This window comes from Antrihabitans spumae (genome assembly GCF_043944905.1).
GTDB classification, from domain to species: Bacteria; Actinomycetota; Actinomycetes; order Mycobacteriales; family Mycobacteriaceae; genus Antrihabitans; species Antrihabitans spumae.
Map to the genome: position 1 here is coordinate 42074 of NZ_JBIMSN010000138.1, position 22139 is coordinate 64212.

At 64.6% G+C, this 22139-nt stretch carries 20 protein-coding genes; 6 read left to right on the plus strand and 14 right to left on the minus strand.

Annotation, left to right across the window (positions count from 1 at the left end):
- Positions 1-4: 4 nt before the first annotated feature.
- Positions 5-3322 (minus strand): ATP-dependent helicase, encoded by a 3318-nt coding sequence (locus ACHIRB_RS26860; protein WP_395117119.1) that lies wholly within the window; start codon positions 3320-3322, stop codon positions 5-7.
- A gap of 64 nt (positions 3323-3386) precedes the next feature.
- Here ACHIRB_RS26860 and ACHIRB_RS26865 point away from each other — a divergent pair, with 64 nt between their 5' ends.
- Positions 3387-4166 carry an alpha/beta hydrolase gene (locus ACHIRB_RS26865; protein ID WP_395123199.1) on the plus strand — a complete coding sequence of 260 codons (780 nt, stop codon included), beginning with the start codon at positions 3387-3389 and terminating at the stop codon, positions 4164-4166.
- 2 nt (positions 4167-4168) lie between these two features.
- Positions 4169-4468, plus strand: a complete 300-nt coding sequence (locus tag ACHIRB_RS26870) for an MGMT family protein (RefSeq protein WP_395117115.1) — start codon at positions 4169-4171, stop codon at positions 4466-4468.
- A 3-nt stretch (positions 4469-4471) separates the two neighbouring features.
- Here the strand turns inward: ACHIRB_RS26870 and ACHIRB_RS26875 are convergent, their stop codons facing one another.
- Both ACHIRB_RS26875 and ACHIRB_RS26880 read right to left on the minus strand, forming a co-directional pair.
- On the minus strand, positions 4472-5008 hold the full coding sequence (locus ACHIRB_RS26875) for a DinB family protein (protein WP_395117163.1): 537 nt from the start codon (positions 5006-5008) through the stop codon (positions 4472-4474).
- Positions 5009-5073: 65 nt separating this feature from the next.
- A complete protein-coding gene (locus tag ACHIRB_RS26880) occupies positions 5074-5547 on the minus strand; it encodes a winged helix-turn-helix transcriptional regulator (RefSeq protein WP_395117113.1) in 474 nt (157 codons plus the stop codon).
- Positions 5548-5601: 54 nt separating this feature from the next.
- Between ACHIRB_RS26880 and ACHIRB_RS26885 the strand changes: the two genes are divergently transcribed.
- Together ACHIRB_RS26885 and ACHIRB_RS26890 are read left to right on the plus strand one after the other, a co-directional pair.
- The gene (locus ACHIRB_RS26885) at positions 5602-5997 is read left to right on the plus strand and encodes a PaaI family thioesterase (protein WP_395117161.1); all 396 of its coding nucleotides are present in this window, start codon (positions 5602-5604) and stop codon (positions 5995-5997) included.
- Between the two features lie 31 nt (positions 5998-6028).
- Positions 6029-7756, plus strand: coding sequence for an NTP transferase domain-containing protein (locus ACHIRB_RS26890; protein WP_395117111.1), 1728 nt, complete (start codon positions 6029-6031; stop codon positions 7754-7756).
- A gap of 57 nt (positions 7757-7813) precedes the next feature.
- Here the strand turns inward: ACHIRB_RS26890 and ACHIRB_RS26895 are convergent, their stop codons facing one another.
- The 7 genes from ACHIRB_RS26895 to ACHIRB_RS26925 form a co-directional block, all read right to left on the minus strand.
- A complete protein-coding gene (locus ACHIRB_RS26895) occupies positions 7814-8332 on the minus strand; it encodes a DUF4870 domain-containing protein (RefSeq protein ID WP_199703045.1) in 519 nt (172 codons plus the stop codon).
- A gap of 159 nt (positions 8333-8491) precedes the next feature.
- Positions 8492-9217 carry a sirohydrochlorin chelatase gene (locus tag ACHIRB_RS26900; protein WP_199703046.1) on the minus strand — a complete coding sequence of 242 codons (726 nt, stop codon included), beginning with the start codon at positions 9215-9217 and terminating at the stop codon, positions 8492-8494.
- Positions 9214-10404 carry a uroporphyrinogen-III synthase gene (locus ACHIRB_RS26905; protein ID WP_199703047.1) on the minus strand — a complete coding sequence of 397 codons (1191 nt, stop codon included), beginning with the start codon at positions 10402-10404 and terminating at the stop codon, positions 9214-9216. The genes ACHIRB_RS26900 and ACHIRB_RS26905 overlap by 4 nt, the downstream gene beginning before the upstream one ends.
- On the minus strand, positions 10389-10781 hold the full coding sequence (nirD, locus tag ACHIRB_RS26910; RefSeq protein WP_233528794.1) for a nitrite reductase small subunit NirD: 393 nt from the start codon (positions 10779-10781) through the stop codon (positions 10389-10391). Before nirD ends, ACHIRB_RS26905 begins: the two co-directional genes overlap by 16 nt.
- A gap of 111 nt (positions 10782-10892) precedes the next feature.
- Positions 10893-13409: a nitrite reductase large subunit NirB gene (nirB, locus tag ACHIRB_RS26915; protein WP_395117108.1), complete on the minus strand. Its 2517-nt coding sequence runs from the start codon at positions 13407-13409 to the stop codon at positions 10893-10895.
- Positions 13410-13529: 120 nt separating this feature from the next.
- Positions 13530-14972 carry a nitrate/nitrite transporter gene (locus tag ACHIRB_RS26920; RefSeq protein ID WP_307829516.1) on the minus strand — a complete coding sequence of 481 codons (1443 nt, stop codon included), beginning with the start codon at positions 14970-14972 and terminating at the stop codon, positions 13530-13532.
- Positions 14973-15134: 162 nt separating this feature from the next.
- Positions 15135-16370 (minus strand): MFS transporter, encoded by a 1236-nt coding sequence (locus tag ACHIRB_RS26925; RefSeq protein WP_395117106.1) that lies wholly within the window; start codon positions 16368-16370, stop codon positions 15135-15137.
- A 55-nt stretch (positions 16371-16425) separates the two neighbouring features.
- On the opposite strand from ACHIRB_RS26925, the gene ACHIRB_RS26930 reads away from it, so the two are divergent.
- Complete coding sequence (locus tag ACHIRB_RS26930) at positions 16426-17091, plus strand: FadR/GntR family transcriptional regulator (protein WP_395123198.1); 666 nt, start codon at positions 16426-16428, stop codon at positions 17089-17091.
- A gap of 91 nt (positions 17092-17182) precedes the next feature.
- Here the strand turns inward: ACHIRB_RS26930 and ACHIRB_RS26935 are convergent, their stop codons facing one another.
- Both ACHIRB_RS26935 and ACHIRB_RS26940 read right to left on the minus strand, forming a co-directional pair.
- Complete coding sequence (locus ACHIRB_RS26935) at positions 17183-18379, minus strand: DUF418 domain-containing protein (RefSeq protein WP_395123197.1); 1197 nt, start codon at positions 18377-18379, stop codon at positions 17183-17185.
- Positions 18376-18981 carry a TetR/AcrR family transcriptional regulator gene (locus ACHIRB_RS26940; protein ID WP_395123196.1) on the minus strand — a complete coding sequence of 202 codons (606 nt, stop codon included), beginning with the start codon at positions 18979-18981 and terminating at the stop codon, positions 18376-18378. Before ACHIRB_RS26940 ends, ACHIRB_RS26935 begins: the two co-directional genes overlap by 4 nt.
- 121 nt (positions 18982-19102) lie before the next feature.
- Here ACHIRB_RS26940 and ACHIRB_RS26945 point away from each other — a divergent pair, with 121 nt between their 5' ends.
- The gene (locus ACHIRB_RS26945; protein ID WP_395117102.1) at positions 19103-19954 is read left to right on the plus strand and encodes an LLM class F420-dependent oxidoreductase; all 852 of its coding nucleotides are present in this window, start codon (positions 19103-19105) and stop codon (positions 19952-19954) included.
- Here the strand turns inward: ACHIRB_RS26945 and ACHIRB_RS26950 are convergent.
- Both ACHIRB_RS26950 and moeZ read right to left on the minus strand, forming a co-directional pair.
- On the minus strand, positions 19951-20805 hold the full coding sequence (locus ACHIRB_RS26950; RefSeq protein WP_395123195.1) for a TIGR02569 family protein: 855 nt from the start codon (positions 20803-20805) through the stop codon (positions 19951-19953). The two genes, ACHIRB_RS26945 and ACHIRB_RS26950, sit on opposite strands and share 4 nt — an antisense overlap.
- 108 nt (positions 20806-20913) lie before the next feature.
- Positions 20914-22089: an adenylyltransferase/sulfurtransferase MoeZ gene (gene moeZ, locus ACHIRB_RS26955; RefSeq protein ID WP_395117098.1), complete on the minus strand. Its 1176-nt coding sequence runs from the start codon at positions 22087-22089 to the stop codon at positions 20914-20916.
- Between the last annotated feature and the right edge of the window lie 50 nt (positions 22090-22139).

Sequence of the window (22139 nt, forward strand, 5' to 3'; positions counted from 1 at the left end):
GCCATCAGCCGGTCACCGCCCGACCGCCGTCTTGGGCGGGGCAACTGGTCGAGACCGGGCAATGGCGACACCCGTCGTTGACGATCGCGAGAAATTCGGGTCCCTTGGTCGCCGCTGCAGCGTCATGAATGGTGTCGCGCCATTGGTCGAGTGCCTCCTGATCGAGTGCGGGCTGCAACCGTTGTGCCGCACCGTCCTTGTTGTGCGACTTAGCGACGAAAACCAATCGGCCACCACCGGGTTCTGCCGCTGGTTCGCCTTCGATGCCACCTTCGGCTGCGGCGACCTGATACGTCGCAAGCTGTGCGTGCCGTTGTGCTTCGTGCTTACTGACCGGCACCTTTCCGGTCTTGACGTCGATGATGACCGGACGTCCGTCGGGATCGTGTTCGAGTCGGTCGATCCGGCCCCTTAGGCGGACCGCTGGATCGTCGTCATCGCGCGGCGGCAGCACACAATCGACCCCGACCTCCACGGCAGCCTCGGTGAGTTCGAGCCGTGAATTAGCCAACCAGACGGAGAAGTTTTCCAACATCTGCGAGGTTCGGCGCAGTTCCTGCCGCGAGTACCAGTCCGATCCGAGATCCAGCGACTGCCATGCCTTTTCGAGGGCGCGCTGCACGTCTTCGGGCGGAATTTTGCCTGCGACGGCCTGCACGAGGGTGTGTACCAGCGTGCCTGCGATCGCGCGTGTGTTCTCGCCGTCGGTGCCGCCGTGCCGTTCGAGCGCCCACCGCAACGGGCAGGCGCGCAGTAGTTCGACCGTCGAGGGCGACAGCGAAACAGGTCCGTCGTCGAGCGACCACAAGGCTTGATCCGTTGTCGGTTCGGCGACGCCGTACCAGTGTTGGGGGTCCGCGAATTTCACGCCGGCCTCGGCGAGTCTGGCGAGCTGTGTTGCTGCCCGTGCGTGCTTGTCGGGGTCGTGCGCGGCGACGTCGGGATCGCATACGACGCTGCGCAATTCGGCGACGAGGGCGGGTAGTGCGAGGAGCCTGCCCGAGGACTCTTCGGCGCGTGATCCGTCGTCTGCCGATGCGGTGCTGCCGAATCCGCTGTCGGCGAGTTCGTCGATGAACCGGGAGGGCGTCAGATCTCGGTCACCGGAGGCGGATTCGACCGCAGTCACGAGCAATGTCAGGCGCGCACGGCTGCAGGCGACAAGCAGCAAGCGACGTTCTTCGGCCAGCAGCGGTGCCGTGCGGGATAGGTGTTTGCCCGCAGCCCCGATCCCGGCGCTTCCGATACCGGATGTCAGCTCGACCAATGCGTCGGTTCCGAGCAAACTTCCACGCGCCCGCAGACTCGGCCACAGCCCCTCCTGGACTCCTGCGACAGCAACGACATCCCATTCGCGGCCCGCTGCCGAGTGCGCGCTGACGATCGTCACGGCCTCGGGAACCACCCCCGACCGAGTTCGACTGTCGACCGGAATTTGCTGCTGCACAACATATTCGACAAAGCCGGCCAGCGTAGCGCGAGGCAATCTGTCGACGTAGTTCGCCGCGGCATCGAAGAGCGCAACCACCGCATCGAGGTCGCGGTCCGCCTGAGCACCGACAGCGCCGCCTCGAGACGATGCGGTCGTCCATTTACGTTCGAGACCACTTGCCTGCCACGCCGCCCATGCGACCTCTTCGACACTGCGGCTGTTGGCGGCAACGCTGCGAGCGCGAGCCAATACCTTCAGTACCCGCCGCAACGGCGCTGCTTCGACATCGGTGAGTTGATCGAGCAGCCACAGATGTTCGGTCGCTCCCGTCATCAGCACCCGCAGCAACTCGGTCGATTCGCGGTCGCCGTCGCGTTCGAGTTCGGCGCGGCGCAGACCTCTGCGCAATCGTCGCAAGCTGACGGGGTCGGCGCCACCGACCGGACTCGATACCAGCGCCGCTGCGTCGTCGCCGGTGAAGTCGTTCGAGGTCAGCGCACGCAGCGCGAGCAGCAGCCACGCGGCGCCACGTTGGCGCGCCAAGGGCAATTCCGACGCGGCGGTCGTAACCGGAACCCCGGCCGCCGACAGAGCGCGACGCAGCGGGGCGACCGACAGCGGCACCGACCGAACGATGATCGCCATCTTGGACCACGGGACACCGTCGCCGAGATGCGCTCGACGAAACGTGTCGGCGATAAGCGTGGCCTCTTTCGCGACTGTGCCCAGGATTCGCACGGACGCTGCGCCGACCGGTCTGTCGGGAGCCGCTCCAGCGCCTCGATGCGGCGGCAGACCTGGCAGCCTTCCGGCAATGGCCGACACCAACTCGGCGATCGGGGCCGAGCTGCGGTGGTTGGTACCGAGCACGATCTGCCGGTCGGACGATTTGTCGACGAGGTCGACCAGAAATGTGGAGTCCGCTCCACGAAACGCAAAGATCGCCTGGTCGGGATCACCCGCGACAGCACTCACCTCGGTCGCCGTGCCGATCAGCCGAACCAGCTGCGCTGCTTGGGGATCGAGATGATGCGCGTCGTCGACCAGCAGGTACCTGATCCGGGAGCGCTCCTTGGCAAGCAATTCCGGGTCGGAGGCGAACGCCGACAAGGCGGCACCGACCAACTCCGCCGCGTCGAGCGCCGGTGCGGTGGCCTCGGGAGCCTCGACCCCGACCGACCACCGGAGCAGGGTCGCCTGTTCGTACCGGGCGGCGAACTTGCCGGCGGCCACCCATTCCGGACGAGAATGCTTGCGGCCGAGTCGAACAAGATCTTCGGGACCGAGCCCACGTTCGGCCGCCCGCAGCATCAGGTCACGCAACTCCGCGGCGAAACCGGCCATGGCAAGCGCCGGACGCAACCGCTCCGGCCACGACTGCGCGTCGTGACCGTAGCCCGACGCGAGATCTTCCAGATCGCCCTGGAGCATTTCCCGAAGCACGGCGTCCTGTTCGGCGCTGGTCATCAACCGCGGCGGTTGGTTGCCATGTGCCGCGGCTTGCAGCCGCAGCACCGCGAATGCGTACGAGTGCACCGTTCGCACCAGCGGCTCCCGCGTCGCGCTCGGCCGCAGCTGCTCGGAGTGCCCGAGCAAACCGTTCGTGATCGCCGACCGAACCTCCGTCGCAGCGCGACGAGACTGCGTCAATACAAGGATCGACTCGGGATCGACACCCGCAGAGATCTGCCGGACAGCAATGTCGGTGAGCAGCGCCGTCTTACCGGTGCCCGGTCCACCGAGTACCTGCCACGGATTCCAGCCTCGATCTGCGGTTTTCGCAGTGAGCAACCGTTGTTCGTCGAACTCCCAGGTGCGATCGGGCACTTGGGAGGGCGCGCGACGGGTGAGCCGGACGGTCTGTCTGCTCGCTCGCGCTGTCTGTGCCATGTGACGATTTCAGCACGGGGGTCCGACACGAGCGCGTCGGGCGGTGGTGCGGCAAACTGGTCCGGTGCCGCAATCGCATGTCTACAACTGGGGACCCGACGACGGTCCCGTCGTACTCGCACTGCACGGTCTCACCGGTCACGGAAAACGATGGGCGAACTTCGCGTCCGAGCACCTGCCCGAGGCACAGGTCATCGCACCCGATCTCCGTGGGCACGGCCGCTCGCCGTGGCAACCACCGTGGACCTTCGAGCACCTGGTCGACGATGTTGCCGCGCTGCTCGATGCCGCAGGTCCCGCGATCGTCGTCGGTCACTCGTTCGGCGGCGCCGTCGCGACGCACCTTGCCGCACGCCGTCCGGAGTTGGTCACTGGGCTCGTTCTACTCGACCCGGCGATTGGGCTCGACCCCGACCTCGCGCTGGCGAACGCCGGTGCCGCGGCCGCATATTCCGACTACACCGATGCGGCAGAAGCGCGGTCGGAGAAGCTTCACGAGGCCTGGGGCGAGCTCGATCCAGCGCTGCTGGACGCGGAACTGGCCGAGCACCTGGTGCCTGCCGGAGACGGCAGAGTCGAGTGGCGGCTGTCCACGCCTGCCATGGTCACCTACTGGAGCGAACTGACACGCGACTTCGTGCTGCCCCCTTCCGGATTGCCGACCGTTCTCGTCCAAGCGATGCGGGTGCAACCGCCCTATGTGACGGCAGCTTTCCGATCGGCTCTCGTCGACCGACTCGGCGCGGCGCTGACAGTCCACGAATTCGACTGCGATCACATGGTTCCGCTCGCGAGAGGCGCCGACGTCGCCGATATCGTTCGCACGCTGCTTCGAACGGAATGAGCGTGGCGACAACCGACACACAGATCGAACGGGTGCGGGAGCTCGTCGCCTCCGTTCCCGCAGGCAGCGTCGTGACCTACGGCGACCTCGCCGCCGCAGCCGGTCTGTCGAGCGCCCGCACCGTCGGCTGGATCATGCGGACCGACTCGGCCGATCTGCCGTGGCACCGCGTGATCGGCGCCAGCGGACGGCCTGCGCCACATCTGACGAACAGTCAGCTCGCCAAGCTCGACGCCGAAGGGGTTCCGATCAACGACGGGCGAGTCGACGTCCGCCGTGCCAGATTCGCTCTGCCGGAATAGTTTTCACGCCCAGCCTGCGACGTCGTCGGAGTCGATGCCTGCCCGCTTGTAGGTCGTGTTGGCGCCGTCGAGGGATTCACGGATGATGTCGGCATGACCGCTGTGGTGGGCGATCTCCCGGAAGATGTGCAACACGATCCGGCGTACGGTCCACCATTCCCGTTCGGGACTCCACGGAGCGGTCGGCAAGGGGACCAGGTCGTCGAGGTTCGGTACCGAACCGATGATCGCCTCGGTCCGGGCGACTATTGCCTCCCACTCGGAAAGCAGCCCTTCGACGGTGACGTCGGCCCCCATCGAATACTCGTCACCGATCGCGGCCAGATCGATCTCGGCGGTTTCGTCGCGCTCGACAATCACACGCACCCAGTGCTTTTCGCAGTTCGACACGTGTCGAAGCAGACCGCCGAGGGTGAGTTCGCTTGCGGTCGTGCGCCGGCGCGCGTTGTCGTCGCTGATCCCGCTCACCGCGATGCGGAACAGGTTGCGCTGGTCGGCGAGCATTGCCAGCAGGTCGGTGCGTTCGGTCGTGAGCGTCATGTTCGTCATAGGAAAAACATTACGAGCAATTGCGGACAGTTCTATTCCTAAATCAAGCTCTGATTTCAACCCGACCGAGCGGGCCGAGCACCCGGACCGATCGAGGCGACCGTGTCGTGGGCGGTCAGCGCGCGGGTGGACCCGACCGGCGTGACGACCGCCTCGACGGCCGATCCTGTCGCCCGTTCGGTCACGATCAGGGCAGGTCCATCGTCGTCGGCGCAGTACCGATCGCCCCACTGCAACAACGAGATCAGCACGGGAAACAGGTCGAGGCCCTTCTCGGTGAGTCGGTACTGCTTGCGCGCGCGCATGCCTGCGACCTGGTAGGGCTCGGTGCGCAGCACTCCGACCGCGACGAGGGTGCGTAGCCTGTCCGCGAGAATCGGCTCGGATACCCCGATGTGTCGGCGCATGTCGTCGAAGCGTCTGACGCCGTTGAAGGCTTCACGCAGAACGAGCAGCGTCCATTTCTCTCCGATGACGTCGAGTGTTCGCTGCACGGAACAGTTCGCGGTACTCGTTTCCAACCACTCCATAGGTCCATCCTAGCTAACTTCTGAAACAACAGTTAGCATCGGCGTATGGAAACCATGGATCCGACCGAATTCAGTACCTTCGTCAAGGCATCGGGCCTCGACATCACCGAAGCGACAGGAACGCGTGTTGTGGGGCACATCGACCTCGACACCAACCATCACACTCCGTGGGGCGTTGTGCACGGCGGCGTGTATACAACTGCGGTGGAGACGGCTGCGAGCCTCGGAGCGAGTCTCGCCGTCGCCGAGCGCAAACACTTCGCGGTGGGCGTGCACAATGCAACCGACTTCATTCGCGCCACAAAATCCGGCCGCGTCGACGTCGTCGCCGAGCCGCTCCAGCAGGGTAGGACGCAACAGTTGTGGCTGGTCACAGTCACCGAGACATGTACGGGCAAGGCCATCGCCCGAGGTCAGGTCCGGCTGCAGAACCTGCCACTACCCCAGTGACCGCATGCGTACGTGTGACAGCATTGCGCACATGCACGCCGACGCCGTCATCCTCGCGGGAGGTCGCGCGAGTCGAATGGGCGGTGTCGACAAACCGGCAATCGAGATCGGCGGCCGCACGATGCTCGATGCGGCACTCGAGGCGGTTGCGGCCTGTGATCGCATAGTTGTCGTCGGACCACACCGCGCCGACATGGCCGCGAATATTGTTCAGACGCAAGAGGTTCCACGTGGAGGTGGCCCGGTCGCCGCGATCGGCGCTGCCCTTCGTGTGCTCGACGAAGGCGCTGACCTGATCGTCGTCGTCGCTGCCGACATACCGTTCATCGGGGCCGAGGCAATTGCGGCTGTCGCCGAGGAGTGCCGGCGAACCGGGACCGATGCGGTGTTCGCGGTCGACGAGTCGGGTCGCTCGCAGTATCTCGTCGGCGCCTGGCGTCGCGACTATCTCGACGAACGCGTGCGCTCGCTGGGATCTCTCGACAATCTCGCAATGAAGGCGCTCCTCCCTAGCCGCATGGGTACCATTGCGCTGCAGGGTATTTCGGATTGCGACACCGAGTCCGATATCGCGCGGGCACGGGCGTCTGTCACACCTGGCACCGCCCTCGAGCTGACCGTTGCGCGGGCGCTGCTTCGTAACGAGTTGTCTGCCTTGCCATCTCGGCGAAGACAGTTACGCGACGCCATCGGAGCCACCCTCGCCGAACCGGTGCGAAGCGCAGTGGCGTTGCCGCGCTTCGACATCTCGGCGATGGACGGCTACGCCGTAGCCGGGCCTGGACCGTGGCAACTGCGCGCCGAGGTCGGCTACGCGGGCGGGGAACGACCGGCGTTGCTACAACCCGGGGAGGCGGTCCGCATCGCGACCGGCGCCCACCTGCCCGATGGATCGACTGCCGTTCTCCGCGACGAATTCGCAGACGTGACCGGTGGCGAACTTACGCGTCGACCGCAAACCCCTGTCCGAGAAGACATTCGACGTGCCGGTGAAGACTGGCCGACGGGTCACGAACTGCTCCCCGCGGGCGCAGCGGTGACTCCGATGGTGGCATCCGCGGCAGCGAGCGGCGAGATATTCGAGGCCCTCGTTCGTGGACCGGTGCGAGCGCACGTCGTCGTCACCGGAGACGAAATTCGCAGCGAAGGTCCACTGCGACAAGGACAGACCCGCGACTCCGTCGGTCCGGTCGTATCGCATTTCCTGGCATGGTGTGGCATCGACGCTGCCGGCGCGACACACCTTCGCGACACAGCGGACGGCTTCGACACCCTGTTCGCCTCGGCAATCGACTGCGACCTCATCGTCATCGTCGGCGCCACAGGCGGTGGTGCCGCCGATCAACTGCGGGCCGCGCTCGATCGAGCGGGGGCCAAAATACTCGTCGAGCGAGTCCGGTGTCGCCCTGGCGGATCGCAGCTGACCGCCGAATTGGTCGACGGCCGTACCGTTCTCGGCTTGCCAGGCAATCCGTTCGCCGCGATCTCGACATTGCTTGTCACCGCGCCCGCGATCGTCGATGGCTTGACCGCACGAACAGCACGGCCACCGATCGTCGGCTCCCTCGCCAATGCATCCGCCTGCAGTGGCCCGGTCACCAGAATCGTCCCCGTCACCCGCACGCCGGACGGCACGTGGACAGCCGATGTTGCTACCAGGACAGCACATCTGGCCGGTCTCGTCGGTCGCGACGGCCTCGCGATAGTTCCACCGGCGGCAGCAGACGGCGATCTGATCGAGCTGATCCTTTTTCCATGACAACGCAAAAGGCCCCTGGTGATCGACAACCAAGGGCCTTTCGCTACTGCGAGATGTCTACTTCACGAAACTCACGTTGACCGGGTACTTGTACGGCTCACCCCTGTTGGCGGCGATCGATCCCATGATTCCGAAGACGATCGCTGCGATCCACGCGGCAAAGAACGTCAGGAAGCCGATGAGGATGATCATCAGGATGAAGGACACGAAGTACACGATCATCAGCAAGATCTGGAAGTTCAGTGCCTGCACCGAATGTCCACGTACGAACGGGTCACGGTCCTTGTACATCAAGAAGATGACCAACGGCGGAATGAAGCCGAAGAAGATGCCGCCGAGGTGGGCGAAGAGCGCCCACATCTTCGCGTCGCTCGCGGACACGGGAGCCTGGTAACCGGCGGGACCCGGCTGACCGTACTGCGGAGCCTGACCGTACTGAGGAGCCTGGCCGTACTGGGGTGCCTGGCCGTACTGAGGAGCCTGGCCGTACTGCGGCGGTGGCGCCTGGCCGTACTGCGGGGGCGCCTGGTACGGCTGGCCGCCTTGCTTGGAAAGGTCTAGCGGATCGTCGGTCATCGCCCTGCCTCGGTTCTAGTTTCACGCACTCTTGTTGAGTGCCCGTGACGAGCATAAGAGGCAGACGCCGTTCATGGGAGTGCGAAATTCCCACCATAGGTGTGAATTTTCGAAACCTCACCGGTAAAGACAACGGTGAGCGGGGAGTTCCGGTTCACTTCACGCAGCCCGTACGCGAGCGAGTCGGCTCGCACCCGCGTGATAGCGCGACACGAGCAGATCCACGATCTCAGTGTGCAAGCCCAGCGGCGCAGCCACGCCATCCGCTCCCGCGTGAGCGAGTCGCTCGTGAAACAGTCCATGCGCCAACAGATACGACGCCACGAACACACGCTGCTCCCCCGCCGCCCGCAACTGCGTCACGACGTCTGCTACCCGTGGCTCACCGGTCGCAACGTATCCGATAGACACGCGGCTACCGACTCGATCGGCAAGCAGCCCCGCCGCACGCCGAACGTCGTGCAGCGCACGCGCATCCGACGACCCCGCCGCTGCAAGCACAACCGCGTCACCCGGTTGCCACCCTGCTTCACGAAGCCGCAGTGCGAGAACCCGCGCCAAGGCCGGATCGGGGCCCATTGCCGAGGTCACCTCGACACCGTCGAAACCTGCGACCTCTCGTGGAACGTCGGTATGGACGTGATATCCCGAGGCCAGAAATGCAGGTACCACAACGGCTTCGCCGTCCATCGACGCCAATACCTCCGATGGCGATGGGCCGAGAACGTCGACGAAGGCAACCCGCACCGTCGCTACGCGTTCCGAAACAGCCTCTGCGAGAGCGGCAATCATCTCGACGCCACGCGGGTTGCGAGTTCCGTGTGCGACGAGAACCATAGCGGGATCGGCTACGCCGGAATCTGTTTCGCCGTGTTCGCGGGTCATGGTCGGTCTCCTGCGTTGTCGACACATTCGGCCGGATCGAGCGCAAGTCGGTACCCGCGCTTGACGACCGTCTGGATCGCCTTCGGTGTGCCGAGCGAGGACCGCAACCGTGCGATAGCGGTCTCGACGGCATGGGTGTCGTCGCCGCAACCAGGTAGTGCCGCAAGCAGATTCTCGCGCGACACGACCCGGCCCGGCTGCCTCGCGAGCGCGCGCATCAGGGCCATCGACGCGGGTGGCAACTGCTTCACCTCACCGTCGACGACGACACACGACCCACGGACGCTGAGGTTGTGCCCATCGGCGTGAATTCTGTTTGCACGCCTTGGCAATTCGTCCGCAATGTGTCGTGCGAGCGCACCGAGCCGCGCACGTCCCGGCATCGACGTAGCAACGCTGAGTTCCTCGAGTGGCGCCGCCGTGATGGGTCCGACGCACGCTGCCAGTACGCGCCCTCGCAGCGCGTAGAGCAACGGCTCGATGTGGCCCGTTTCCTTGGCGCGCATCAACATCGACGCAACAGCCGGAGCGCTGGTGAAGCTGACGCAGTCGAGGCCACCCGAGATCGTCAGATCGATCATGCGGTCCATCGCGGTCTGATCGGCAGGTGGGGTCCACCGATAGACGGGCACCGCTATCACCTCGGCACCTGCACATCGCAAGACCTCGCAGAAGTCGGGGATGGGCTCCCATTCCGTTGTCGCACCGTGCAATTGGACTGCGATCCGCACCCCTTCGACACCCTCGGCAAGCAGATGATCGAGCACCTCGGCCGAGGACTCCGATGCGGGCGACCATTCTTCACGTAGATCGGCAGCACGTATCGCACCCTTGGCCTTCGGGCCGCGAGCGAGCATTCGAGTCGTTCGAAGGGCTGCGGTCAACTCTTCCGCCAGACCCCAGCCGTCCGCTGCCTCCACCCAGCCGCGGAAGCCGATACCCGTTGTCGCGACACTGATGTCCGGCGGGTCCGCGACGATTTCGCGCGTCACCCGCTCGAGCTCGGTGTCGTCGGAAAGCGGAATGATCCTGATCGCGGGTGCGTGCAGCACGTTTGCACCGCGTCTGGTCAGCAACGTCGCGAACTCGTCGGCCCGGCGTGCGGCTGTCACCCCGATGGTGAAGCCTTTCAACGGTTCCGTGCTGTCAGCCCCTGGCCGGCCTGCCTCGCTCACGGGCTCGGGCATTCTTCGCGTTCGACGATGCTGTGGACCTGCACCATGCCACCCCAGACTCGCACGTCGTAGACCGGTAGCCGAACCGCATCGTCGTCGAGGCAACGACCGTCGACGAGTGAGAAGACCTGCTTGAGCAGCGGTGATGCCACGGTCGGTTCGCCACCGCGGTCGCCGACCAAACCACGGGACATAACCGCTGCCCGACCGAACGGATCGATGTTGCCGACGGCGTAGAGGTTGCCGTCGTCGAGCAGAAACACCGCGACCTGCTCGCCACCGCGGAGCAGTACGGCAACGCCGAGCCCGGGTATCAGCTGCCGCAGCGGGCACGCCGAAGTCCATTCGAGGCGACCGTCGCTGACGGTATTTCGCCGGGTTTCACTCATGGTTGGAAGCTTTGTGTCTACCGAGGTCATGGCTGGTACTCCTCCTGGAGTCATTTCTACGGTTGCGGTGTTACTTCGACGTTAAGGGCCGATGCCCTGGACGTAAGGCGCTCACACCTCTGGCAGCTTCGGCATACCCATCAACACCGGCACCTTTCGGACACCGCTCTCGTCGAACGCGATCGTCGGATCGGCTTCTTCGGGCGCGTTCACGAAAGAGACGAAGCGCGAGAGCTTTTCGGGATCGTCGAGTACCCCTGCCCATTCGTCTCGGTAGCCTTCGACGTGTTTGCTCATCGCTGCTTCCAATTCCGCGGCGATGCCGAGACTGTCGTCACACACGACGGCTTTGAGGTGGTCGAGCCCTCCTTCGAGCGCTTCGAGCCACGGCGCTGTGCGTTGCAGCCGGTCCGCGGTCCGGATGTAGAACATCAGGTAGCGATCGATGTAACTCACCAAAGTGGCGTCGTCCAGTCCGCCGGCAAGCAGTTGCGCGTGCTTAGGTGTCTGCCCGCCGTTGCCGCCGACGTAGAGGTTCCACCCGTTCTCGGTCGCGATGACACCGACGTCCTTGCCGCGTGCCTCGGCGCACTCGCGTGCACAGCCCGAGACGCCGAACTTCAGCTTGTGCGGCGACCGCAGACCGCGGTACCGGTTCTCCAGGTCGACAGCCATACCGACGGAGTCCTGCACGCCGTAACGGCACCAGGTCGACCCGACGCAGCTCTTGACGGTCCGCAGCGACTTGCCGTACGCCTGCCCCGACTCCATTCCGGCGTCGACGAGACGCTTCCAGATCGCGGGCAGCTGGTCGACACGGGCGCCGAAGAGATCGATGCGCTGCCCGCCGGTCACCTTCGTGTACAGACCGAAGTCGCGCGCGACCTCACCGATCACGATCAACTGCTCTGCTGTGCACTCCCCACCAGGCATCCGCGGCACCACCGAATAGGTGCCGTTCTTCTGGATGTTGGCGAGGAAGTGGTCGTTGGTGTCCTGCAGACCTGCCTGATTGCGATGCAGGATGTGGTCGGAATCGGTCGATGCGAGGATCGAGGCGACAACGGGTTTGCAGATGTCGCAGCCGGCTCCCCTGCCGTACTTCGCAATGAGCGAAGAGAACGTGCGGGTCTCGGTAGCACGGACGATCTCGAAGAGTTCGGCTCGCGACTGTTCGAAGTGTTCGCACAGTGCCTTCGACATGACGACACCGGACGATGCGAGCAGTTGCTTGATCGTCGGAAGGCAACCGCCGCAGGTGGTTCCAGCGTTGGTGCAGCCCTTGACCGCCGCGATGTCGCAGGCGCCACTCGCGATGGCTCCGCAGATCGAGCCCTTGGTCACACCGTTGCACGAGCAGACCTCGGCGTCGTCGGGTAGTGCTGCAGCACCGACCTTCTCACCGGTCGGTGAGATCAGCGCGGCAGGATCCCCCGGCAGCTCTCGACCGACGAGCGGACGCAGTGTGGCATAGGCGGACGCGTCGCCGATCAGAATGCCGCCGAGCAACGTCTTCGCATCGTCGGAGACGACGAGTTTCGCGTACGTACCTTTGGCCGCATCGTTCAGGACGACTTCGAGCGCACCTTCGGTCGCCGCGTGTGCGTCACCGAAACTGGCAACGTCGACGCCGAGCAACTTGAGCTTTGTCGACAAGTCGGCGCCAGGGAATTCGGCTGCGCCGCCGAGCAATCGGTCGGCGACGATCTCCGCGGTCGTGTAGCCGGGAGCCACGAGGCCGTAACAGGTTCCCTCGACGGCAGCACATTCGCCGATCGCGTAGATCGCCGGATCCGACGTCCGGCAGCCGAGGTCGGTGATGATGCCACCACGCGGACCGACCTCGAGGCCACCGTCGCGGGCAAGTTGGTCCTGCGGGCGAACGCCGGCCGAAAACACAAGCAGCGCAGCGTCGATCACCGAACCGTCCGACAGTTCCACCCGCAGCCCGTCTGGTCCCTCGGCGATTGCCGAGGTACCGACGCCCGTGTGGACTGTGAGACCCAGCTTGGTCACCAGCTTTTCGAGGATCGCTCCGCCACCCTCGTCGACCTGCAACGGCATCAGACGCGGTGCGAACTCGACGACGTGCGGCGTCATACCGAGAAGCTTCAACGCGTTCGCCGCTTCGAGGCCGAGCAGACCACCGCCGACCACGACACCGACCGCACCGGGCTGTGCAGCCTCTGCAACTGCGCGGATGCCGTCGAGGTCGGCGAGCGTGCGGTAGACGAAGCATTTGGACAGGTCGTGACCGGGAATCGGCGGCACGAACGGGTACGAGCCCGTGGCAAGCACAAGTGCGTCGTAGCCGAGCACTTCACCCGAGGTCGTCGTGATCTTGCGTGCCTGTCGGTCGATCGACTGTGCGCCCTCCCCGATCCGCAGATCGACCGACTCGTCACCGGTGTATTCGTTGCCGCCCAGCGCCAGTTCCTTCGGGTCCCACGCGCCGACGTAGGAAGACAGGCCGACCCGGTCGTAGGCGGGCAACGGCTCCTCGCACAGGACCGTGACCTTCCATGCGCCTGCGTCGTCCCTGGCTCGCAGGGCCTCGACAAAGCGGTGTCCGACCATGCCGTGGCCGATGAGGGCCACCGTCTTGGCGGTCACTGTGTTCGCGGTCATCGCTTGCTCGTCCTTTCTGCCGACGCAGGTGGATATTCGGTGCGTCGGGGTGATGTGTGGTGCCGAGAAACCGGTCTGGTCCCGCTTCGCGTCCAGTGCGGATGCGACGCGGGAAGCCGGTCAAACCGAGACGGACACCTTCTCGTCGCCGGAGTCGTCTACCGACGCGGCTGCGGGGGTTCGGTCGTGTGCCTTGTTCGACGGCCGCCGCAGGAACACTGCCCAGGTGACGAGTGCGCATGCGATGTAGAAGGCGAGGAAGACCCAGAACGCGTTGGTCGCGGACTTCGCTTCACCCTGGTAGGAGGCACGGAGCACCAGGTTGATGAACACGCCTCCGAGTGCACCTACCGCCCCTGCGAAGCCGATCAGTGCACCTGCCATGTTTCGCGACCATGCCTGCTGCTCGACCCGGGAGCCCTCGACGCTCTTCGACTTGGCCTCGAAGATCGACGGGATCATCTTGTAGGTCGACCCGTTGCCGATGCCGGACAGGATGAACAGTGCGATGAACGCGAGAACGTAGGTGAGCATGATGCCGCCGCTGGCGCCCTTGCGGCCGTCGTTGTCGTCGAGAACACCAGCGGTGACGAGCACTCCGGCGGCAACCATCATCGCGACGAAGGTGTACAGCGTGATCTTGCCGCCACCGATACGGTCGGCGAGTTTGCCGCCGAGCGGACGGAAGATCGAGCCGAGCAGCGGACCGATCCAGGCGATCTGCGCCGCGTGCAAGGCTGCCTGCGGGATCGTCTGACCTGCAGCGAGGTAGTTGATGTTGAGAACCTGGCCGAAGGCGAAGCTGAAGCCGATGAACGATCCGAACGTACCGATGTAAAGGAAGCTCATCGTCCAGGAATCGGAAAACTTCAGGATCTTCTTCATGTAGCCGAGGTTGGCCTGCTGATTGCCGAGGTTGTCCATGAACAGCGCCGCACCGACAGCCGCGAGACCACACAGCACCAGGTAGATCGCGCAGACCAACTCCGGTGCGGTGTTGCCGAGGGTCGCGATGACGATCAATCCGATGATCTGCATGGCCGGGACACCGATGTTGCCGCCACCAGCATTGAGACCGAGCGCCCAACCTTTGAGCCGCTGTGGATAGAAGGCATTGATGTTCGTCATCGACGACGCGAAGTTGCCTCCACCGAAGCCTGCGAACGCAGCCACGACGAGGTAGGTCGTGTACGACGTTTCCGGGTGCTGGATGAAGTACAGCGTCAGCAGAGTCGGAATCAGCAGCGCGAGGGCGCTGAAGATGGTCCAGTTACGGCCACCGAATTTCGCGGTCGCAACGGTGTACGGAATGCGAAGCAACGACCCGACCAGCGTCGGTACCGCGACAAGAAAGAACTTGCCGGCGGGGTCTATGTGATAGACGTTCTGCGGCATGAAGAGAACCATCACCGACCAGATCGACCACACCGAGAAGCCGACGTGCTCTGCGAAGATCGACCAGATCAGGTTCCGCTTGGCTACCTTCTTGCCGCCGGCTTCCCACGCGGCGACGTCTTCGGAATCCCAGTCGTCGATCCAGTGCTTGCGTGACGTTGTTGCCACCGAGGCCTCCTGATTTATTAGGTGACACAACGGTATGGAACTCCTATTGCCGACTTGCTGCGCGAAATGTCCTCGGCGTCAACTGCTGCTCACCTTCTCGGACTTTGCTCGGTGAGGGTTACCAACACATTTCGCGCCCGTTTCAACTAGTCGCGCGACGCGTCACCAAGTGTCTTCCAGCATCCTCGGTTTGCATGCGAACCACCCTGCTATGACGACGATCACAACAGCGACGGTCAGGAAGGCGAACGGAACGACCCAGTCCGACGTGGCGTCGTGCAGCACGCCGAACAGCAGCGGTCCGAGGCAGGCAATCGCGTATCCGAGCCCCTGTGTGAAGCCCGACAGCGACGCGGAACCGATCTGTGTGCGGGTGCGCAGGTTGATCAGCGTCAATGCCATCGGGAACGTGCTCGGGCCGAGTCCGAGGATCAGAACCCACACGATCGGCGCGGACATCGGTGCGATCAACAACCCCGTGAACGCGATCAGGTAGGCGACCGCGCATCCGACGACCACGGGGAACGGATTGCTCACGCGCGCGACGAGCGTCGGCGCGCCGAACGCCGACACCAGACCGATCAATGCGAACAGCCCGACCATGCTGCCGCCGAACGCTGCACTCGCACCCGCGTCGGTGAGGATCGCGGGAATCCAGGTGAACATCGTGTAGGTGATCAGCGAGGTCACGCCGAACATGCCGGCCAGACCCCATGCGACCGGCGAACGCCAGATCTTGCCGCGTGGCTCGGCCGCCTTGGTGACGTGCTCGAGTCCGTCGTCGCGGCGGTTACGCAAGATCAGCAGCCACGGCAACATCGCGGTGAGGCCGAGCAGCGCCCACATACCTATCGAGATGCGCCACCCGTTCGCTTCGGCCACCGGAACTGCGACCAGTGCAGGCGCGACGGTGCCGAGCTGAACCATCGTGATGTAAATCGTGCTCATCACCGCGAGCCGGTCCGAGAAGTAGCGCTTGACCAGCGGCGGGACGACGACGTTTCCGATTCCCATGCCGCCGAGCGCGAGCGCCGACAGAAACAGCAGCGACCACACATCGGAAACCACAGCGCGCGCCAGCATTCCGAAACCGGCCATCGCCATGGCGAGAAGGGCGGTGCGCTCGAGTCCGAGACGCCGCGCAATTGTCGGCGTGAGCAGGCCGAACACCGCGAACATCGCAGGCGGGACCATGCCGAAGATGCCGACGATGGAATGCGAGAACCCGATCTCGTCGCTGATTCGCAGCGCGAGCGGGGTGAATGCTGTGACAGCGACACGCAACGTGAGTGCAGAGATCAAGATTGCGACGAATACCAGAATGCGTCGTTCGACAAGGCCGCGCCGGGTGGCGACTCGTTGGGACAGCACGCGTTCGGGTTCGGCGGTCACGGTCATCGTCAAATCATAGGATGACCGGATGACATGAGCAAATAGCTGTATCCTCCTTCACATGCAGCCTGTTCAGCGCACCAGTCTGATCGCGCAGGTCACCGACCTACTGCGCACCGAGATCCGCGACGGTCGGTGGGCGGTCGGCGCAAAGATTCCTACCGAACCCGAGCTGACCGAGCTCGCAGGCGTCGGCAGAAATACCGTCCGCGAAGCCGTCCAAGCACTTGTGCACGCCGGCATGCTCGAACGCAGACAGGGGTCGGGCACTTTCGTCGTCGCCAACTCCGACCTCGGAAGCACACTCGGCAAGTACTTCGCCGACGCGCACGAGCGCGATGTTCTCGATTTGCGACAGGCACTCGACACCACAGCAGCCGCATTGGCGGCCCGCCGCCGCGACGACGCCGACATCGCCAACCTGCTGCAGTTGCTCGACGCCCGCCGCAAATCGTGGGACGACGCCCATCCCGGCGCGATCGAAGCAGACGTGCAACTGCACCGCGCAATCGTCGTCGCCAGCCACAATGCCGTCTACCTCGAGTTCTACGACTCACTGCTCAGCGTCATCGAACAAGGCATCCGCCAGCGGACAGCCAAGTCCGGCGAGTCTTTTCACGAGGAGCACGCCGCATTGGTCCACTCCGTGATCGACGGCGACGCCGAGCGAGCCGCGCAGTCGGCGCGTTGCTTCTTCAACGAATTGCTGGCGATCTATCCCGACTAGCCGGGTCTGGCTTTACCGTGACGCTGAGAGACCACTCGATGACTTTTGGAACGGGATCCCGTCCCAAAACCTCAGGAATGGGCGCTCAGCGTCACCGCCGCCACGCCGGCCGCCCGGCGATGGTGATTGCACGCAACACCCATTCCGCCGGACCGTAGCTGTGCGACCGCAGCCACCATCGACTCAGCCAGAGTTGCGCACCGAAGACGACCACGGCTATCCCGATGGTGCCCAGTGGGCTCACGTCAGCGGTCAGCCGAAATCCATAGGCAGTGAACACAATTCCGAGGACCAGCGATTGGCCGATGTAGTTGCTCAGCGCCATCCGGCCTGCTGGAGCGAACCCACGCACCACCGCCGCACCGATACTCGTACGAAACAAGGCAAGACCGAGCGCGACGTAGGACGCCGTCAACAGCGGACCCGTGACTTCGCTGATTCCGAAACCCAGCCATTCCCAACCGGTTCCGGGTCGCATCGTCGCGGAGTAGGCGTAGAACACTGCGCCACCGAGTCCGATGGGCAGTCCGAAGCGCAGGATGCGAGCCAGCAGGGTTCGATACCTGTCGACATCGGCGAAGAATTCGACTTTGCCCGCTGCAAGCCCGAGCAGGAACATGGCGAGCGCGCCCGCTCCCTGCAGGCCGATGATGGCAACGATCGCAACCGGCAACTCGCCGAGGTGGTAGCCAACGACGGTACCGATGCTGCCGTTGTAGGCATCGCTCATGCGGCTCGCGTTGTCTGCTGCGGCAACAGGATCCGCTGAGCCACCCGAGGCGATCGCTGCCGTACCGAGCGCAATCCAGAGTGCCCCTGCGAGGCCGATCAGCGATGCGGCTGCCACGATCGCCGCCCGCGGTGAGATGCGCCTCGCAGCAAGCAAGATCAATCCGAGTACGGCGTAGGTCGAGAGGATTTCGCCGTGATAGAGCAGTGCCCCGTGCAGCAGACCGATGACGAACAGGCCACCGAGACGCCGCAACATACGTGGCCGGAACGAGCGCCCTGCCCTCTCGGCCGACGCCAGCTGCAGCGTGAAGCTGTAGCCGAACAGGAACGAGAACAGCAGATAGAACTTCGTTTCGAACAGCATGGTCACGACGAAGCGCGCAGTGTGGTCGACCCAAGAGTCGAACTGGGGATTCGCGACTCCGCTGCCGTAGTAGCCATCGGCGAACACGCAGATATTCACGGCGAGGATTCCGAACAGCGCGAATCCTCGCAACGCGTCGACGTTCATCAGTCGCGACGAGGTCGCGGTGGAGGCGGGAGCCGACGTGATCATCGGGTTTCCGTCCTGCCGAGTACGCGCGAGACGATCGTCAGCAACGCCTGCGCTTCGTCTGCCGGCCTGAACTCGGGCTGGACCGCACGTCTCGCAAAGACGCCGTCGACGAGGGCCGCGATCCAGGTCGCTGCCGATTCAGCAGACATCGGCGCGCTGATCTGCCCAGCATCGCGCGCTCGTGCAACCAGATCTGCGACGCCGTCTCGCAGCGCAGCGTCGTTCGCACGCAACAACTCCGCGACGACCTCGTCCCGGTGTGCGATTGCGGACGATTCGAGCGCCAACCCCGCGACCATCGGATCGGCGGCAAGTTCGCAGATGGTCGCGAGAAACGCCGTCAGCGCGAGGAAGGGGTCGGCGGCGCTGCGCAACTCCTCGAGCCACACGTCGGCCTGCTCGCCTTCGCGCTCGACGAGCGCACACAGGACGGCATGTTTGGTCGGAAAGTAGTGAAACATGTTGCCCGCGCTCATACCCGCCGCTGCACAGATCTCGGCAGTACGCGTGGCCCGAAACCCTGCCGCTGCGAAGCACCGTGCCGCTGCGTCGAGGATTGCGCGACGACGTGACTCGTTCGCTTCTGGATCGACGGTTCGCATTCGGCAATATTAAAGTGACCAGTCAATTAAAGCGACGCCATCCACTCGTCGTAACTCCCCAACCCCAACAACTAGAACGTGTTCTACACTGAGCGCACTGCCCGACCGGAGGAGTGCGGTTATGAAATTCGGAATCGTGTTGTTCACCAGCGACCGTGGGATCACACCTGCAGCAGCCGCTCGCGCGGTCGAGGCCAACGGATTCGAATCTTTCTTCGTCCCCGAGCACACCCATATCCCGGTGAAGCGAACCGCTGCGCACCCACTGACAGGCGACGCGAGCCTGCCCGACGATCGCTACATGCGCACACTCGATCCGTGGGTCTCACTCGCGATGGCCGCTGCCGTGACCGAGCGCATCGAACTGGCGACCGCCGTCGCGCTGCCCGTCCAGCATGACCCGATCACCCTTGCCAAGACGATCGCCTCGCTCGACCATCTGTCCGGCGGTCGCGTCACACTCGGCGTTGGATTCGGCTGGAACACAGACGAACTCGCAGACCACGGCGTGCCTGCGGGCCGACGCCGAACGGCCCTTCGCGAATATCTGGAAGCGATGCACGCACTCTGGTCACAGGACGAGGCAAGTTTCGACGGCGAGTTCGTGAAGTTCGGACCGAGCTGGGCATGGCCGAAACCCGCCCGCTCGAAGATTCCGGTACTGGTCGGCGCAGCGGGAACGGACAAGAACTTCAACTGGATCATCCGGTCCGCGGACGGCTGGATCAGCACACCACGCGAGGAGGACATCAGCGATCGCGTCCTTCGCCTTCAGCAGATGTGGTTCGACGCCGGCCGCAGCGGCTCACCTCGTATCGTCATCCTGGACGGCAAACCAGACCCGGCGAAACTCGCGCACTGGTCCCAGATCGGCGTCACGGATGTGGTGTACGGCATGCCGGACCGATCGGAGGAAGAAGTTGTGGCCTATCTGCAGCGGCTGGCAGGAAAGCTGTCCGTGCCAGCCGGTTAGAGCATCATCCTGACCAGCTCCGCAGTCCGGGCCAGGCCAGGAAACGCCTCAGCCGTCGAGCGTGGATGCAACGCATGGACCGCGAGACGGAATACCAAGGCACGCAACAACATCTGCGGCCACTCCGGTAGGTCGTCCCAGCGGGCGAGCAGTCCGTCGTCGGCACCGCCCCACGAGATGGCGTCGACGACCGCGACCCCGGCTGCCCAGGGTGCGGGTCGCCAGTAGGGCGTGATGTCGGCCAAACCCGGTGCCGCGTTGCCCGCGAACAGGACAGTGCCGAACAGATCGCCGTGCACGAGCTGCGACGGTGTTTCGACAGGCTTCCGCAGACTGGCCAGCTGCCCGATCAACTCGATACTGCGTTGCCCGTCGGGCGATGTGGACTGCGGCGGACCCGCTCCACGAATGCTGCGCAACGGCACGGTTTCCCACGCTGCGCGGTCGGCAGCAACGAATACATCGACGTCGACCCACGGCGCCACCGGTGGCTGTGCGAGAAACCGCGGACGCTCCAACGTCGCCGTCGCGGCGTGCAACCGCAGCCCGACCGAGACGACCTCGTCGTGGCGTGGCTCTGGAGCGCCCTCGATGAACGTGTCGGCACGCCAGCCGGAAACGACGTACCGACCGTCGGTACCCCGAACAGGTCGCGCCAAACGCACGCCTTCGACCGTCAACGTCTCCCGCACCTTGGCTGACCACGCGGCGCGCGCATGGTCGGCGACCGGAGACAGCACGACGTCACCGCAGCGCCAGCCACCGTCCCAGTCGGGGCCGAGTGCTACCGGAGTCACCTCGCGCAGACCGAAGGTCGAGCGCACGTGTTCAGGGGGTTCTGGTGTGCTCACGACCGCAGGTTACCGCCGCAAACCCGCAGCACCGGGGAGGCGCTGCGCGATCGTGCGTCTTTTCGGCGTGCGGGACCGCCGAAAGGACTCACGAGCCGCGGAGCGGCATCAGTAGACCGGCAGGCTGGTATCGACCTGGCGGGCCCACGCAATGACGCCGCCCTGCAGGTGCGTCGCGTCGGAGAAACCAGCCGCCTTCAGCGCGGCAAGTGCTTCGGCAGAACGAATTCCGGTCTTGCAGTGCAACACGATCGGCTTGTTCTGTGGCAGTTCGGCGAGCGCATCGCCCGACAGAATCCGATCCTTCGGGATCAAGGTCGCACCCGGAAGGTGCACGATGTCCCACTCGACCGGTTCGCGGACGTCGATGATCGCCAGGTCCTTGCCCGCTTCGAGCATGTCGTGCAGTTCCTGCGCTGTGATGGTCGAGCCGACAGCAGCCGCCTGACCTTCGTCGGACACGACGCCGCAGAAGGCCTCGTAGTCGATCAGTTCCGTGATCGGCGTACGTGCGGGGTCGCGGCGCAACTTGATCGTCCGATAGTTCATGTCGAGCGCGTCGTAGACCATCAGCCGACCGAGTAGCGAATCCCCGATCCCGGTGATCAGCTTGATCGCCTCGGTGACCATGACCGATCCGATCGACGCGCAGAGCACGCCGAGCACGCCACCTTCGGCGCACGACGGCACCATTCCCGGCGGCGGCGCTTCGGGATAGAGGTCGCGGTAGTTCAGGCCCAAGCCGTCCGGTGCGTCCTCCCAGAAGACCGACACCTGACCCTCGAAGCGGTAGATCGAACCCCAGACGTACGGCTTGCCTGCGAGCACGGCGGCGTCGTTCACCAGATAGCGCGTCGCGAAGTTGTCGGTGCCGTCGAGGATGAGGTCGTACTGCTTGAACAGCTCGATCGCGTTCTCGGGCTCCAACCGCAGCTGATGCAGCTGGACGTTCACATAGGAGTTCGCTTCACGAATCGAGTCGCGGGCACTCTCCCCCTTCGGCCGACCGATGTCGGACTCGCCGTGGATGATCTGCCGCTGCAGGTTGGACGAATCGACTTCGTCGAACTCGACGATTCCGATCGTGCCGACACCGGCTGCCGCCAGATAGAGCAGTGCAGGCGATCCGAGCCCGCCCGCGCCGATGACCAGCACCTTCGCGTTCTTGAGGCGCTTCTGTCCGTCGACACCGAGGTCGGGAATGATCAGATGCCTGCTGTACCGCGCGACTTCGTCTCTGGTCAGTTCCGCGGCCGGCTCGACCAGCGGGGGCAATGACGCCACGTCCACTCCTCACATCCGAAACAGTTCAACGGCTACAACACCACCGTCGC

What these genes read in the sequence shown, in the direction of transcription:
- ACHIRB_RS26860 (WP_395117119.1), bottom strand. Translation starts at nt 3,322, where the DNA reads ATGGCACAGACAGCGCGAGCGAGCAGACAGACCGTCCGGCTCACCCGT.
- ACHIRB_RS26875 (WP_395117163.1), bottom strand. Translation starts at nt 5,008, where the DNA reads ATGACGCTCACGACCGAACGCACCGACCTGCTGGCAATGCTCGCCGAC.
- ACHIRB_RS26880 (WP_395117113.1), bottom strand. Translation starts at nt 5,547, where the DNA reads ATGGAGTGGTTGGAAACGAGTACCGCGAACTGTTCCGTGCAGCGAACA.
- ACHIRB_RS26885 (WP_395117161.1), top strand. Translation starts at nt 5,602, where the DNA reads ATGGATCCGACCGAATTCAGTACCTTCGTCAAGGCATCGGGCCTCGAC.
- ACHIRB_RS26890 (WP_395117111.1), top strand. Translation starts at nt 6,029, where the DNA reads ATGCACGCCGACGCCGTCATCCTCGCGGGAGGTCGCGCGAGTCGAATG.
- ACHIRB_RS26895 (WP_199703045.1), bottom strand. Translation starts at nt 8,332, where the DNA reads ATGACCGACGATCCGCTAGACCTTTCCAAGCAAGGCGGCCAGCCGTAC.
- ACHIRB_RS26900 (WP_199703046.1), bottom strand. Translation starts at nt 9,217, where the DNA reads ATGACCCGCGAACACGGCGAAACAGATTCCGGCGTAGCCGATCCCGCT.
- ACHIRB_RS26905 (WP_199703047.1), bottom strand. Translation starts at nt 10,404, where the DNA reads ATGCCCGAGCCCGTGAGCGAGGCAGGCCGGCCAGGGGCTGACAGCACG.
- nirD (WP_233528794.1), bottom strand. Translation starts at nt 10,781, where the DNA reads ATGAGTGAAACCCGGCGAAATACCGTCAGCGACGGTCGCCTCGAATGG.
- nirB (WP_395117108.1), bottom strand. Translation starts at nt 13,409, where the DNA reads ATGACCGCGAACACAGTGACCGCCAAGACGGTGGCCCTCATCGGCCAC.
- ACHIRB_RS26925 (WP_395117106.1), bottom strand. Translation starts at nt 16,370, where the DNA reads ATGACCGTGACCGCCGAACCCGAACGCGTGCTGTCCCAACGAGTCGCC.
- ACHIRB_RS26930 (WP_395123198.1), top strand. Translation starts at nt 16,426, where the DNA reads ATGCAGCCTGTTCAGCGCACCAGTCTGATCGCGCAGGTCACCGACCTA.
- ACHIRB_RS26935 (WP_395123197.1), bottom strand. Translation starts at nt 18,379, where the DNA reads ATGATCACGTCGGCTCCCGCCTCCACCGCGACCTCGTCGCGACTGATG.
- ACHIRB_RS26940 (WP_395123196.1), bottom strand. Translation starts at nt 18,981, where the DNA reads ATGCGAACCGTCGATCCAGAAGCGAACGAGTCACGTCGTCGCGCAATC.
- ACHIRB_RS26945 (WP_395117102.1), top strand. Translation starts at nt 19,103, where the DNA reads ATGAAATTCGGAATCGTGTTGTTCACCAGCGACCGTGGGATCACACCT.